The organism is Isosphaeraceae bacterium EP7, from assembly GCA_038400315.1.
Taxonomy (GTDB): Bacteria; Planctomycetota; Planctomycetia; order Isosphaerales; family Isosphaeraceae; genus EP7.
Window position 1 is genome coordinate 4,253,857 of sequence record CP151667.1, and the last position, 14,490, is coordinate 4,268,346.

The window sequence follows — 14,490 nt, forward strand, 5'->3', positions numbered from 1 at the left end:
GGCCAGCTCAGATGAGGCCGCCATTGGCGCGGATGTTCTGCCCGGTCACCCAGCGAGACTCGTCGCCGGCCAGCCAGGCCACGACGTCGGCGATGTCTTCCGGCCGACCAAGCCGGCCCAGGGCGGCCATCTGGGCGAACCGCTGCTTGTCCTGCTCGGACTTCCCCTGGCTGAACAGCTCGGTGTCGGTCGGGCCGGGGGAGACGACGTTCACGGTGATCCCGCGAGGTCCCAGCTCTTTGGCCAGGACGCGGGACATCTGCTCGACGGCCCCTTTGGTGGCGACGTAGGCCCCGTAGGTCGGCAGCATCATCGCGGTGGTCGACGACGAGAAGTTGATGATACGCCCGCCGTCGGCCATCCGTCGCGCGGCCTGCTGGCAGGCGAAGAAGACCCCCTTGACGTTGACGGCGAAGAGGCGGTCGAACTCTTCCTCGGTCACGTCGGCGATGGGCGCGTTGGTCAGGGCGCCCGCGTTGTTGACCAGGATGTCGAGCCGGCCGTATCGGCCGATCGCCTCGTCAAAGAGTCGCACCACGTCAGCGACCCTGCCCACGTCGGCCTGCACGGCAAAAGCCTTGCCGCCCGCCTCTTCGACGGCGGCGACGGTGTCGCCTGCTGCCTGGGCGTTGCCCGAATAATTGACGACGACCGAGGCCCCCTCCCGACCCAGGCGAACGGCGATCGACCGGCCGATCCCCCGGGAGGCCCCCGTCACCAATGCGACCTTCCCGACGAGTCCCGGCATGCTGTCTCCCCCTTTGACGACCCGCTGGTTGCACGACCGGCCCGGCCCGAGATCATTGACGGGCGGGAGCCATGCGACCGGGCGATTGTAACCCGGCGTTGGGGGTGGGGCGACGGGCCTCGCCGGCCGGTCCGATCGCCGCGAGGCGTGCCATGGTCGGGGGGAGAGTGCTCGGGCGGCCGGCAGCCCGGACTTCTTCCGGGGTAAGGAATGTCCTCCATTCACTCATGTCGCGGGGGCTGGTACGCTCGTCGGGTACCGGAGGAGCACGCAATGCCCGTGGAACGACTGGCCCGCCCGCTCGAACTCATCCCGGCGTTTGCATCGACGGTGCTCCACCTACCAACGCGGGTGCGTGGCTACAGGAGGTTCGCCGTCCTGGCGGTTTATCTGCTGGCGATCGTCGCGACCTGGACGTTGCTCTGGAGGTGGTCGCAGCTGCGTGAACTCCCCGACGTCGGGGATCGGGCGTTTCGCGTCACGCGCACGCGGCCACCCGCCGAGCTCAATGCCTTCGGCCCTTATCTCAGGGCGATCGAGGGGCTCGGTGAGGTGATCGAGGCCCAAGGTGGCGTAGCAACGAGCGGGTACGTCGACCAGAACGGGGTGGACCCCGTGATGCGGGCCTGGATGTCGCAGCATCCCGGGGCGATGGAGCTGCTGATCGAGGGAGCGTCTCGCCCCGATGCGTTCATCGACGTCGAGGGGGGTATGACCGGGGCGAGGGCGACCGCGATCAGGCTCGAAGCGACGAAGAGGCTGGCGGCGCTCGCCGACGCGGCGCTGATGGAGGCGGGGCGGCTCAGGAGAGAAGGGGACCTGGCCGGGGCCTGGGCGCACTTGATTGCCGCGATCAGGGCCAGTCGTCACATGGCGATGGCGGAGCCGACGGCCCGCTTCGAGGCGTCAAACCTGGCCGAGGTGGCGATCGAACCGGTCTTTGAATGGGGCCGCGACCCGAAGGTCGACCTCGCCCTGCTGAGACGGGCCCTCGACGAGCTGGCGGCGGCCGAGGCGCTCACGCGGCCAATCTCGGACGTCTATCGGGCGCAATACGCGACCGCCGAGGAATCGCTCTCGAACTTGCGGCCTCTGATCCACGGGTGGTCGGAGGTGCGTCAGCCGGCGGAATGGCCCGACCCACTGGCGCACACCCCCGCCCTGGAATCCTTCCTGAACGGGGAGCCCGAGCGGAGCCGCAGGGTCTTGCGACTCCTGGCCGCGAATGACCTCGCCTGGTGCGACCGGCCGATCTTCGAACGGCCGGAATTTGCCGAGCCCCGCCTGCGGATCTACGCGAGCGACCCGGCCGCGCTGGCGGCGGCCCGGGCGCTCCCCGCCGACGATCTGGCCCGATGGCTCGACTCGAGCCTGATCGCGCCCACGCTGCTCTGGAGGCTGGGCGAGGCCGAGCTTGTGGATCGGGGTGACCGCCAGTGGATGGCCCTGCTCAAGGATGCGGTCGCCGTGCCGCTGTTTACCCGCGAGATGGGCCGCCCACCCGCTTTTTCCGCCGAGGCCATCCGTCACTATTTCCCCGATCCGGCCGCCGCGTTGGATCCAGTCGAGCCGGGGCCGGCTTCCGGTCGGGTCGAGGAGAAATGACCGGCGTGCTCAAGCCCGGCCGTTGGGCTCGATGAGCGGGCCGTAGAAGGCGGGGCGGCGGTCGCCGATGCGGTCGACTTCGTGCTTGCCGGGGACCCGGATGAGGCGCTTGGTTCGGGCACGGATGGGGTCGATGTCGGCCTGGAGGATGACCTCTTCGTCGGGGCCGGCCATGGCAAGGACGTTGCCGGCGGGGTCGACGATGGAGCTCCGGCCGATGAAGCGGAAGCCGGCTTCTTCGCCGACCCGGTTGATGGCCATCGCGTAGACGACGTTCTCCATCGCCCGGGTGGGCATCATGTGCTCGGCGGCGCACTCGGCGTGGGTGGGCCAGTTGGTCGGCAGGACGAGGAGGTCTGCGCCCAGGAGCGTCTGGATGCGGCCGGTCTCGGGGAATCCGGCGTCGTAGCAGATGTGCATGCCGATGCGAACGTCGCCGGCATTAAGCACGTCCAGGGGGCGGTCGCCGGGGTCGACGTGCATGTCGATGCCCAGGAACGGCAGGTGGATCTTGCGATAGGAGCCGACCAGGCCCGAGGGGCCGACGAGGACGCAGGCATTGAAGAGTCGGTCGCCGTCGCGCTCCAGCAGGCCGAAGACGGCGTGAACTCCTAGGCGGGCGCAGGCCTCGGCGACCTTGTTCGTGGCGGGGCCGGGGATGGTCTCGGCGTGGTCCATGCCCTCGGCCTTGCTGCCGAAGCCGTAGCCGGTGAGGGCGCACTCGGGGAACGCGATGAGCGCGGCGCCCGTGGCGGCGGCCTCGTCGAGCTTCGAGAGGATCGCGTCGAGGTTGCGGCCGAGCTTGCCCAGCTTCGGCTCCATCTGCACGGCGGCCACCCGGACCAGTTTGGACGTGCTCAAGGTCGGCCTCACTTCGAAGGAACTTGGTCGGTCCACACGGTGCCGGGGTCGAGCGGGAGGATCGGCCGGCGGATCCGATGATACTCGAACAGCCTCGGATTGGCGGCGGTCAGGCCCGGCGTATCGACCTCGATGACCGTCCCCCCGAGCGGGACATAGGCCGCCTTGTAGGCGACCGCCGCCTTGACGACGATCTGGTCGAAGCCGTGCGGGTCGAGCCCCAGGCTGGTGATCTGCCCCAGGCTGAACGGCGGATGCCTGAGCGAGTTGACCACGACGGCATGCTCGCCGCCCGGCGCGGCGGGAACACGAATGACGGCCGTCGGCCCCTGGTCGTTCAGGCGGATCCCGCCGTGGCGGGCCTGCTCCTCGACGTAGAGCCCGTCGTGTAGCGTCTCGACCCGGCCGGAGACGAACACGGGGGGGGCATTCGTGTCGGCCTTGCCACCGACTTCCAGGTGCACGGTGGCCCCGACGCCGGCGTCGCGGCAGGCCTGCGCGGCCGCGGGGTCGTGCAGGACGACCAGGCTCGGGCCGGCGTCCTGGCGGATCAGCTCGTGCAGCAGGACCGTGCTGTCGGCCGCGGATCCGCCGCCGATGTTATCTCCCAGGTCGATGAGCAGCGCGGGGCGAGCGGTGACCTGCCTGGCCAGGGCGACCGCCTCGGCGGGGCCGGGAGGGCCGGCGGTGAGGGTGGCGCGGGCGGCCCAGAGGGATTCGCCCAGGAAGCTGGCCTCGCGGCGGGCGAGCGCGGCATCGCCGTCGGCGACGACCACGCAGGTCGGGCCGCAGGCGGGGACGTCGGCGTAGGGGAAGCCGGCGAGCAGGCTGGCGTCGAGGATCCCGGCCGAACTCGCGAGGATGTTCGTCTGCGCCATCAGGGCGGCCATCGGCCCGCGCCCGGTCTCCTGGGCGAGCAGGTGGATGAGCATCGGGGGCTTGGAGATCGCCTGGACGGGCCTGATCTGCCCGAGAGCCGCCCGGTAGGCCAGGGTCGCCGCTTTGAGGCCGCGCGGGCGCTGGTCGACGTGCGGGTACGTCTGGTAGGCGACGAGGGCGTTGGACTGGGCGGCCATCTGCTCCGAGACGTTGGCATGGAGGTCGAGCGTGACGATGAGCGGCTTGTCGGGCCCGATCGTCCGTCGCACTCGGGCCAGGGTCTCGCCGTCGGCGTCGTCCAGCCCTTCCACGGCCATCGCGCCGTGGAGCGCGAGCAGGACGGCGTCGAGGGGGCCCGCGGCCTGGATCTGGTTGAGCAGCCTGTCGACGAGGATCTCGTAGGTGTCGCGGCCGACGGTGCCCGACGGTGTGGCCCAGGCCATGAGCGTCGGGACGGCCTCGAAGCCGAGGGACTTCGCGCCCTCGAAGAAGCCGCCGACCTCGTGGTGTGCGTCTCCCCAGCGGTCGCGGATGCCCGGGCCGACTTCGAGCCCGCCCGACTCGAAGCCGCCGAGGCCGGTAGGCGTGGCGGAGAAGGTGTTCGACTCGTGCATGAGGCCGCCGACGGCGATCCGGATCATGGGAGGCGGCCCTCGTCATTCGTGAAGGTCGGGCGCGGCGGGTGAGAACCGTCCGCCGCGCCCTGGTCTCGTTCAGACGGCCGGGCTCGCGCCGTGGGCGTGGCCTTCCGCGGCGTGCCTCAGGTCCAACGTCGCCGGGGCCGGCGCATTGGGGGGCTGGACATCGAAGAGCAGCGAGACGCGTTCCTCGTCGAGGGGGGCCGTCAGCAGGCTGACGATGACACCCGCGGCGAGCGATGCGCCCAGGCCCCAGACGCAGGGGTCGAGGCCCAGCAGGTAATAGGCCACGAACAGGCCGGTGGGCTGGGGGCCGATCGTCGGGTCGACTCCGTACTTATATTTCAGCACGAAGCCGGCGACGTAGAGGCCCATGGTGACGGCGGCGCCCACCGACATCGCGGCGATCGCGCCGGCGGCGTTGGCCCTGCGCCAGAAGGCCCCCAGCATCGCGGGCATCAGGAAGGCCGCGGCCATCCCGCTGGAGGAGAAGACCACGATCATTTGCAGGTACTGCGGGGGATTGATCGCGACGACGGCGGCCAGGATGCCGACGCCGACGGTGGCGATGTAGCTCGCCCGCTCGACCTCGCGCTCCGTCGCCGCGGGGCGAAGGAACCGCTGGTAGACGTCGCGCACCAGGCCCGAGGCGACGATGAGCAGGAACCCGCTGACGGTGCTCATGACGGCCCCGTAGGGGGCGGCCATGATCAGGCCGGCGATGTAGGGGTTGGCCAGCTTGATGACCATCCGCGGCATCACCTCGTCGGGCTTGGCCAGGTCGGGCAGGATGCTCCTGGCGGCGACGAAGATGAGCACGAGCGGCACGTAGATCACGATGTTGTAGAACACCAGGTAGATGATCGACGTGCGGAGCGTGCGCGAGTCCTTGAAGGACATCAGGCGGACCATCGTCGAGGGCTGGCCCATGCCGGTGATGGCCCACATGACGAAGAACGAGAAGGCTAAACCGATGGTATGGAAGTCTCGACCCGCCCCGGGCCCGAAGGCGAACCCGTTGCCGGCCAGCTCCATCCCCTTGGTCGTCGCCTGCTCCATGCCCCCCACCTGCCACAGCGCAAGTGGGAGCAGGATCATCACCCCCACGGCCATGACGAGGCTCTGGAAGACGTCGGTCCAGACCGCCGCGAGGAACCCGCCGTAGGCCGTGTAGGCGATGACGGTGATGGAGAAGATCGCCAGCCCGAGGAAGTAGCCGATGTCGGCCGTGGCCGGGGTGTCCTCGGTGACGAACATGTTGACCGTCTCGGAGGGGAGCACGGTCTTGAGGATCACGGCGCCGGCCTTGAACTGCGGGACCAGGTTGCAGGTGAGGAAGAACATGACCAGGAGGCTGGTGAGCAGGCCCAGCGTGGGGCTGCCGAACCGCTCGCGGAAGAGGTCGGGCAGTGTAATCGCGCCGGTGCGCCTGGAGAGCTGGCCGATGCGCTTGCCCAGCACGCCCAGCACGGTGAGCGGGGCGATCATGTACGAGGCGATCCAGAGGCCGACCACCCAGCCGTGGGTGTAGATCAGCGCGGGGAAGCCCATGAAGGTGCCGCCGCTCATGACGGCCGCCGTCAGCGCGACGGCGAAGGCGCCCAGCGAGCGGTTGCCCAGGAAGTATTTCTGGAGGAAGCCGGCCCTGCGGCTGGCGACCATGTTGGCCACCACGCCCAGGCCGAGCGAGATGAGCGTGAAGAGGACCAGGGCCACCAGCGTCGCGGGCTGGGCCCTCCCGGGATCGACGTCAGGCATCGACGGCCCCCTCGCGGATGTCCGCCTCGAGCTCCGCGGAATGGTCGACGCCCAAATCATCGTCCTTCATGACGAAACCGGCGAACCAGACGGTGAACACGCCGCAGACCAGCCAGGGGACGATCCAACCCCAGAAGGCCCACGAGGGGATCCCCCAGATGGGCTTGACGTCGGCCGGGCCCAGCGTGCGGGTGGCGGTGTTATAGCCGAAAAGATACGAATAAGTGCAGCAATAGATCGTGGCCGCGAGCCAGGCGAGGCCGATCCAGATGGCCTCCCTGCGCGCGTTCTTCAGCACGGGATCGGTCGACTCGGCCAAGGCGGGCTCCTCCGAACGAGGTGGGCGAAACCGATCAAGGAACCGGCGGGTGGTCGGCCCGGCATGCGGGCCGCAAGGGCGGTAGGCTGAACCGTTGTCTCACGCGGCGGCCCAGGTTGCAACCGGTTACCCGAAACCGCATTACTTGGCGAAAATTCTGCATCAAGTCTCAAACAATCCCCTTGTATTCTTTAGAACTTCCGGTCATCTTCACGATCACCTCTCCCCTAACGGCTGGTCTGCACCCTCACATCTGAGGAGCAAGTCGTGATTCGACGAAATCGTGCGCACGGACTCCGCGCAGGCTTCACCCTCATCGAGCTCCTCGTTGTCATCTCAATCATCGCGGTGCTGATCGCCCTGCTGCTGCCGGCCGTCCAGTCGGCCCGCGAGGCGGCCCGCAGGACGCAGTGCGTCAACAATCTGAAGCAAATCGGCCTGGCGATGCACAATTACGAGAGTGCCAACGGCGCCCTGCCGCCGGCCAAGATCCGCTCGGGGAGCTGCGGGGCCGACTATCCCGCCTCCAACGGCCTCCCCTCGGGCTGGATCCTCAACACGACGGGCTTCACCATGATCCTCAGCATGATGGAGCAGTCGACGCTATCCAACGCCTACAACTTCAGCCAGGCGTCGTCGAACAGCCTGAGCTGGTTCCTCTCGGGCAACAAGACGCTGGCGGGCAATGCCCTGGTCAACACGACCGTCACCGGCTCAATGGTCGCCGCCTTCTGGTGCCCCTCGGACAATCCTCCCGAGTCGAAGGACTTTGACGTCGCCGGCTTCGGGCCTTACTCGATGCAGAAGGCCCGCCGCAGCAATTACGGGCTGATGTCCAGCAGGTACACCGAATACGACTGCCCGCCGGCCTCGGCCAACTACAGCGATCGGGGGATGTTCTTCACCGACCTCTCCACCACGTTCGGCAGCGTCACCGACGGGCTGAGCAACACCTGCATGGTCGGCGAGATCCGTCAGAAGAAGCTCGACTGGACGGCCGACTACTCGGTCCAATACTTCGGGCCTTACTGGGGCTCGGGCACGCACACGTCCACTCACGCGGTGGTCTATCCGCCCACGCATGCCAATGCCCCGACCTCCGTTCCGAACGCGGGCTGGGTGTTCGACGGGCAGAGCGCCAACCCGCAGAATCTCCCCTATGCCTGGCGGATCAGCGGCCTCCACCCCGGCGGCGTGAACATGGGCATGGGCGACGGCAGCGTCCGGTTCTTCAAGAACACGGTCAACACCTACACCTGGTGGGCCGTGCAGACGATCTCCGGCGGCGAGATCGTCAGCTCCGACGCCCTCTGAGGCGCGGGCCGAGTCGAACTGATGCTGGGGCCGGTCGCCGCCCGATCACCGGCGGCTGCCGGCCGTACTCCGATCGAACAGGCCCCGTCGAGAGTTCACGATCATGGCTCGCAGGCTTCTTTTCCGACCCCTCGCCGGGGCGGCCTGCTCATTGGCCGTCCTGGCCGGCTGCGGCGAAGACGGGCCAACGCTCGTGCCCGTCAGGGGCACGGTGACCCTGAACGGCCAGCCGCTGGCCGATGCCGAAATCGTCTTCGTCCCCGACCCAGCCAACACCGACGTCACGGGCGGCCGCGACAAGTCCGGCCCCGATGGCAATTATCTCGCCACGTACAACGGCCGATCGGGCCTGGCCGTGGGGCGGTACAAGGTCCTCGTCAGCAAGAAAGCCGAGGCCCCTCCCGGCATGGTCCTTCCCGATGCGATCAAGATGGACCGCGTGCAGCAGGAGATGATGGGGATCCGCAAGGAAATCCTGCCCAGCAAGTATTCCAGCGCGACGAAGTCGGACTTCGCGGCCGACATCAAGGAACAGGGGGGCGTCTTCGACTTCGACGTCAAGGCCCCCGCCAGCAAGGTCGCCTCCAAGAAGTGAACTGAACGAATCCCGACGCGGCCGCGTCCCCCATCTCCGCGACGGCGGGACGCGGCCGCGCTTCCCATGGCCGACTATGAGGGAAGCGCCCTTGAACGATCGACTCGCCGCATTGTGGCCCCTCCTCGCCTGCACCCTCCTGGCCGGCTGCGAGATGGGCTCCGCAGATTCCGCCCGCCCCAGGTCGCCCAAGCGTGTCCCGACCTCGGGGGTGGTCACCCTCGACGGGAAGCCGCTGGCCGGGGCCGTCGTCACGTTCCTGCCCATCGATGAAGAGGGGAGCCTGACCGTCAGCGACGTCCGAGAGGGCGGGCACTACGACCTGACCTATGTCACATTTCCCGGTGGGACCGCCCCGGGCAAATATAAGGTCGCCGTCAGCTATCTGATCGGGACCGACGGTCGCCCCGTCGATCTGGGGACCCGCAGCGCCTTGCAGGTGCCCAAGGAGGCAATCGAGGCCAAGGAGCGCCTGCCCAAGAAGTACAGCGACCTGGGCGTGACCACGCTGGTCGCCGTCGTCCCCCCGGCGGGGGGCACCTTCGATTTCCCGCTGGAGGGGCCGCTCTTGCCGGGCCCCGATGTTAAGCTGGGCGACGCAGACCTGGAATCGGAGCAACCTCCTCCCGATCGTCCAGGTCTCGCCGATCCGAACCTACCGCCATCGACCGAACCGAAGTGACCGGAGACCCGCGGGTGATGACGACTGCCCAGATCTGCTCTCGCCCGCGGGGTCGCCGCCTCGGCTCCTCCATGATCCTCTCCCTTCTCTGCCTCACCAGTGGCGCGACGGCCGCCCTCGGGCAGGGCCCGACACCCCCGGCGGCCCCTCGCGTGGGCGGCCTGACTCCGGAGCAAGCCCGGGCGAAGATGACCCTGGCGCAGGGGATCTCCGCCGGTGTCTTCGCCTCGGAGCCGATGGTCCGCCAGCCGGTCGCGGCCTGCTTCGACGAGCGCGGGCGGATGTGGGTGATCGAATACCTCCAATATCCGAACCCCGCGGGCCTGAAGCCGGTCAAGGTCGACCAGTTCCTGCGCACCGAGTACGACCGCGTGCCCGAGCCGCCCCCCAAAGGCCCGCGCGGGGCCGATCGGATCAAGATCCTCGAGGACACCGACGGCGACGGCGTGGCCGACAAGTCGACGGTCTTCCTGGAAGGCCTGAACCTCGCCACCGGCATCGCCGTAGGCCGCGGCGGAGTCTTCATCGGGCAGGCACCTTACCTGCTCTTCTATCCCGACAAGGACCGCGACGACCGGCCCGACGGCGACCCCGAGGTCCTGCTCTCGGGCTTCGGCCTCCAGGACGCCCACGCCACCCTCAATTCGCTGACCTGGGGCCCCGACGGCTGGCTCTATGGGGCGCAGGGGAGTACCGTTACCGCCAAGATCCGCGGGATCGAGTTCCAGCAGGGCATCTGGCGCTATCAGGTCGAGTCCAAGCGTTTTGAGCTCTTCGCCGAGGGGGGCGGGAACACCTACGGGCTCGACTTCGACCGCACGGGCAACCTCTTCGGGTCGTCCAACGGCGGCTTCATCGCGTTCCACATGGTGCAGGGGGGCTACTACTGGAAGGGCTTCGCCAAGCACGGGCCGCTGCATAACCCCAACACGTTCGGCTACTTCGACGCCATTCGCTACGTCGGCACCAAGGTTGGCGGGCACGTCACGCCCGGCGGGATCATCTACAAGGGCGGGGCCTTCCCGGCTGAGTTCGACGGCGCTTTCATCGGCGGGAACCTGCTGGCCAACGCCGTGTACTGGCACACGCTGACCCAGGACGGGTCGACCTTCGCCGGCAAGTTCGCCGGGACCCTACTCGATTCCCACGACCCCTGGTTCAGGCCCGTCGACCATCTCGTCGGGCCCGACGGCGCCGTCTATGTGGTCGACTGGCACGACAAGCGGGCCAGCCACCTCGATCCCCGCGACAACTGGGACCGTTCCAACGGACGGATCTTCCGGATCACCCACGGGGCCGGCAAGGCCACGGCGCCCTTCGACCTGGCGGCGAAGTCCACCGCCGAGCTGGTCGCCCTGCGAACCAGCCGCAATGACTGGTACGCCGCGGAGGCCCGGCGGATCCTCGCCGATCGCCGCGACCCCGGGGCGATCCCCGCGCTGAAGGCGCTGCTGGCCGACGACCGCGATGAGACCCTGGCGTGCCGCGACCTCTGGATGCTCAACATCTGCGGCGCCCTGGATGACGCCTACGCGGAGTCAGTCCTGTCGCACCCGGTCGCCGCCGTCAGGCGCTGGACAGTCCGGCTGCTCGGCGACGACCGGAGGATGAACGCGACGCTCCGGGGCAAGCTCCTGGCGCTCGCCTCGGACGACCCCGACGCCACCGTCCGGTCCCAACTCGCGGCCAGCTGCCAGCGCTGGGACACCGCCGACGCCCTGCCGATCCTGGGCAGGCTGGCAAGCCGCTCGGAGGACGCCGGCGATCGGTTCATCCCGATGCAGCTCTGGTGGGCGCTGGAGCGGCATCTCGGCGACCATGCCGATGACGTCGTCGGTTTGATGGCGGACCGCGACGTCCAGGGATCGCCAATCGTCCGCGAGATCCTGCTCGAGCGGCTGGCCCGGGCCCTCGGTTCACGCGGCACCGAGGCCGACTTCAGCCGTTGGACGCGGCTCCTCGAAGCGGCCCCGAGCCGCGATCAGGTCGACCGGCTCATCGCCGGATTGGAGAAGGGCCTGGAGGGGCGGAAAATCGACGAGGTCCCCCCGGCCCTGGCCCACTCGATGCGCACCCTGGCCGCCGCCGACACGCCGAGCGTGGCCCAGCTTCGGCTGGCGATCCGGCTCGGTGTCGACGACGCCTACGCCCGGGCCGTCGTTCTTGCCGGCGAGCGAGGCACGCCCGAGGTCGATCGCATCGCGCTGATCGAGATCCTCGGGCAGCGGCCTGAGCCTGCCGGGGAAGTGGCCCTGCTTAAGCTGATCGGCTCCGATCAGGCCCAGGCGCCGCGAACGGCCGCCGTCGCGGCGCTCGGAGGCTACGATCGCCCCGCGATCGCCGATGCCCTGGTCGCCCTCGTGCCGGGCCTTCCCGCGGCGATCCGCGACCGCGTCGTCGACGTCCTTTGCAGCCGCAAGAGCTGGGCGGGCACCCTGGTCGGGGCGATCGAGGCGGGCAAGATCCCCGTGAAGGACATCAGGGCGGCGCAGGTGATCAAGATCGCCCAGCTGAGCGATCCGGCCCTGACCTCGCGTCTCGAGGGGGTCTGGGGTCGCGTGCCCACCTCCAACTCGGCGGAGAAGGCCCGACGCATCGCCGAGGTCCGGGGGATGCTGCCCGAAGGGGACAAGGGCGACCCCAAGCGGGGTGTGCTCGTCTTCCGCGAGCACTGCGCCACCTGCCATCTGCTGCACGGGGAGGGAACCGCGATCGGCCCGGATCTCACCGGCGCGGAGCGGGGCGACCTCGACTTCCTGCTCACCAGCCTGGTCGCCCCCGGGGCGGTGATCCGCAAGGAATACCAGGCGCAGACGGTTGCCATCGACGACGGCCGGGTGCTCACCGGACTCATCGTCGAGGAGTCGCCGGCGGCGATCACGCTGCTCGACGCCAACCGCCAGAAGACGGTCATCCCCCGCGACGGGATCGAGGAGCTGAAGCTCTCGGAGACGTCGCTGATGCCCGAGGGGATCCTCGACAAGCTGAACGAAGGCCAGGTCCGCGACCTGTTCCGTTACCTCCAATCGAGCCCGCCCGCACGCTGACGCCGACCCTCGGACCACCCGGGGAGGCATGGATCAGTTGATGATTGTTTGAGTCGCGCGATCGCGTCGACGAGGGGTCGCGCGACCCCTCGGGGCATCAATCCCGAGTTTTCTCGTCGTCAAGCTCCAGGGTTTGCGGGTCTCGACGGCCAGAGACGGATCCATTCAAGAATGATTGTTTGAAGTTCGAAGGCCGGCAAAATTTCTTTGGCGTGAATGGCCTTTTATTGCGGGAAATCGTGGTTTTCGGACAAAGATCCGTCTTCGAATGGTGAAAAACTGACTCCGGAGTCATAGACTTCCTCGATGCCTTCTCTATGATGTCCTGACACGTCTCGACGGTGGGATGAGCTTCTCCGTCGATTTTGCAACCTGCCCCGATCGGCTCGGGCTGCGTCCCTTCCCGATTGTGCGCGGCGTCCAGGGATTCGGATCCGTGCGCACCTCGTCTGTCCGTTGCTCCCCGAGCGAGCGGACGCACGACGACCCGCAGTCCACCTTCGGCATGTGCTCTTATCGCGGCGAGCAGGAGAAGCGCCACGACTCCCGGTTCGTCTCGGCGAGCTGCAAACGCCCCGACAACTTCGACTCGAGGATGGCCGATCGCAGTGTCTGGTTCGTCAAGCGTATGAACAGATGCAACCCCGTGCGGGCCCTGGGTCGCAAGGTCGGCGGCGAGATCGTCGTCGCCGATGCGTCGCGGAAACGTGCCGAGTCCTTCGAGAATTGCGGCCGGGGCGACAAGCCCGGCCCTAACCCCAAGAACGTCCGCGTCATCGCCACGAAGACGTGATTCGCCCCCCGATCGGAGCTGATCGGCGCGTTGGCGCGGACGTTCTTGCCGATGGCCGGCCCCTCTCCCGAGGGGCCGGCCATCTCGTGTTTCGGGGGTTGATGCCGAGGAGCCCAGGCCTCAGGCCTGCTCGTTGACGGCATCCTTGCGGCCGACGCGAGAGGTGAGGAATTTGGGGCGAGGCGGCACCGATCCGGCGGGGTCGCCGCCGTGGAATCCGCGCGGGCCGATCGGGCCTCTGGCGCTCCCTTCCCAGGCGTGCCGATTGATGCTGTCGACCACCTGATCGGCCAGGCGCATCGCGCGGAGGGCGATCTCGCCCGAGACGATGGGGGCGGTCCGGGCGCGGATCGAGCGGACGAAGTCCTCGAGTTCCAGGGCTAGCGGCTCCCGGCCCGAGCACTGAATCGACTCGGGCTGGAGCACCGTGCCGAAGACGTGATCCTTGACGGCCGGCGGGCTGGACAGGTCGACGCCTTCGAGCTGGAGATCGCCCCGGAGCAGGGCTTCCGAGGGCCGGACGATCGTGGCTTGCCTGGCGCCGAAGTCGAGCGTGGCGTAGCCTTCGGGGCCATATAAACGCATCTTGCGCACGGCCTGGTAGCTGGCGCGGCTCGCGGTGATATTGGCCACCGCACCGTCCTCGAATTCGATCCGGGCGTTGGCCACGTCTTCGAGCGTCCCGAAGAGGCTGACGCCGACGGCCTCGACCGAGCGGACGGGGGCCGCGATGAGGGACAGGATCAGGTCGAGGTCGTGGATCATCAGGTCGTGGACGACGCCGATGTCGGTCGACCTGAACGTGTAAGTGCCCAGCCGTTCCGCGGCGATGTATTTCGGCCGGAGGTCCAGGCCGTCGAGCGCGGAGAGGGTCGGGTTGAACCGTTCGATGTGGCCGACCTGGAGCGTGGCGCCCGAAGTCCTGGCCAGCTCGACGAGCTCTGCGCCCTCGATCGAGTCGATCGCAAGCGGCTTCTCGACCATTGCGGAGAGGCCGCGACGGAGGAATTCGCCGGCGACCTCGCGGTGGGCCGAGGTGGGGACGGCGACGCTCACGGCGTCGACCTGGTCGAGCATTTCGCGCCAGTCGGCGAACCAGGTGGTGCCGCAGCGGTCAGCGACGGCCCGGCCCTGATCGGGACGGGAGTCGGCGACGCCGACGAGCAGGACGTCGTCCATGGAGGCGAGGACCCGCGCGTGATGCTGGCCGAGATGGCCGACCCCGACGACTCCGAGGCGAAGGCGATGCAT

12 protein-coding genes are annotated in these 14,490 nt (G+C 68.5%); 6 read left to right on the forward strand and 6 right to left on the reverse strand.

Going from position 1 to position 14,490, the window contains the following annotated elements; genetic code table 11:
- Positions 1-7: 7 nt before the first annotated feature.
- Positions 8-748: an SDR family oxidoreductase gene (locus tag EP7_RS16480; protein WP_463522606.1), complete on the reverse strand. Its 741-nt coding sequence runs from the start codon at positions 746-748 to the stop codon at positions 8-10.
- Between the two features lie 273 nt (positions 749-1,021).
- Between EP7_RS16480 and EP7_RS16485 the strand changes: the two genes are divergently transcribed.
- Complete coding sequence (locus tag EP7_RS16485) at positions 1,022-2,353, forward strand: hypothetical protein (protein ID WP_463522608.1); 1,332 nt, start codon at positions 1,022-1,024, stop codon at positions 2,351-2,353.
- A gap of 9 nt (positions 2,354-2,362) precedes the next feature.
- On the opposite strand, the gene EP7_RS16490 is transcribed toward EP7_RS16485, so the two are convergent.
- The 4 genes from EP7_RS16490 to EP7_RS16505 all read right to left on the reverse strand — a co-directional run bounded on the left by EP7_RS16490 (position 2,363) and on the right by EP7_RS16505 (position 6,808).
- Entirely contained in the window at positions 2,363-3,214 is an 852-nt protein-coding gene (locus tag EP7_RS16490; protein ID WP_463522610.1) for a carbon-nitrogen hydrolase family protein, read from the reverse strand.
- Positions 3,215-3,222: 8 nt separating this feature from the next.
- Entirely contained in the window at positions 3,223-4,734 is a 1,512-nt protein-coding gene (locus EP7_RS16495; protein WP_463522612.1) for a M81 family metallopeptidase, read from the reverse strand.
- 72 nt (positions 4,735-4,806) lie between these two features.
- The gene (locus EP7_RS16500) at positions 4,807-6,489 is read right to left on the reverse strand and encodes a sodium:solute symporter family transporter (RefSeq protein WP_463522614.1); all 1,683 of its coding nucleotides are present in this window, start codon (positions 6,487-6,489) and stop codon (positions 4,807-4,809) included.
- Positions 6,482-6,808, reverse strand: coding sequence for a YhdT family protein (locus EP7_RS16505; protein WP_463522616.1), 327 nt, complete (start codon positions 6,806-6,808; stop codon positions 6,482-6,484). The genes EP7_RS16500 and EP7_RS16505 overlap by 8 nt, the downstream gene beginning before the upstream one ends.
- A gap of 270 nt (positions 6,809-7,078) precedes the next feature.
- On the opposite strand from EP7_RS16505, the gene EP7_RS16510 reads away from it, so the two are divergent.
- From EP7_RS16510 to EP7_RS16530, 5 genes are all read left to right on the forward strand, one after another.
- Positions 7,079-8,122, forward strand: coding sequence for a DUF1559 family PulG-like putative transporter (locus tag EP7_RS16510; protein ID WP_463528430.1), 1,044 nt, complete (start codon positions 7,079-7,081; stop codon positions 8,120-8,122).
- A 103-nt stretch (positions 8,123-8,225) separates the two neighbouring features.
- Positions 8,226-8,717 carry a carboxypeptidase regulatory-like domain-containing protein gene (locus EP7_RS16515; protein ID WP_463522618.1) on the forward strand — a complete coding sequence of 164 codons (492 nt, stop codon included), beginning with the start codon at positions 8,226-8,228 and terminating at the stop codon, positions 8,715-8,717.
- 91 nt (positions 8,718-8,808) lie between these two features.
- Positions 8,809-9,399 (forward strand): peptidase associated/transthyretin-like domain-containing protein, encoded by a 591-nt coding sequence (locus EP7_RS16520; RefSeq protein WP_463522619.1) that lies wholly within the window; start codon positions 8,809-8,811, stop codon positions 9,397-9,399.
- A 17-nt stretch (positions 9,400-9,416) separates the two neighbouring features.
- Positions 9,417-12,446: a PVC-type heme-binding CxxCH protein gene (locus tag EP7_RS16525; RefSeq protein WP_463522621.1), complete on the forward strand. Its 3,030-nt coding sequence runs from the start codon at positions 9,417-9,419 to the stop codon at positions 12,444-12,446.
- Positions 12,447-12,882: 436 nt separating this feature from the next.
- Positions 12,883-13,239, forward strand: coding sequence for a hypothetical protein (locus EP7_RS16530; protein ID WP_463522623.1), 357 nt, complete (start codon positions 12,883-12,885; stop codon positions 13,237-13,239).
- Positions 13,240-13,359: 120 nt separating this feature from the next.
- Here the strand turns inward: EP7_RS16530 and EP7_RS16535 are convergent, their stop codons facing one another.
- The gene (locus EP7_RS16535) at positions 13,360-14,490 is read right to left on the reverse strand and encodes a Gfo/Idh/MocA family oxidoreductase (RefSeq protein ID WP_463522625.1); all 1,131 of its coding nucleotides are present in this window, start codon (positions 14,488-14,490) and stop codon (positions 13,360-13,362) included.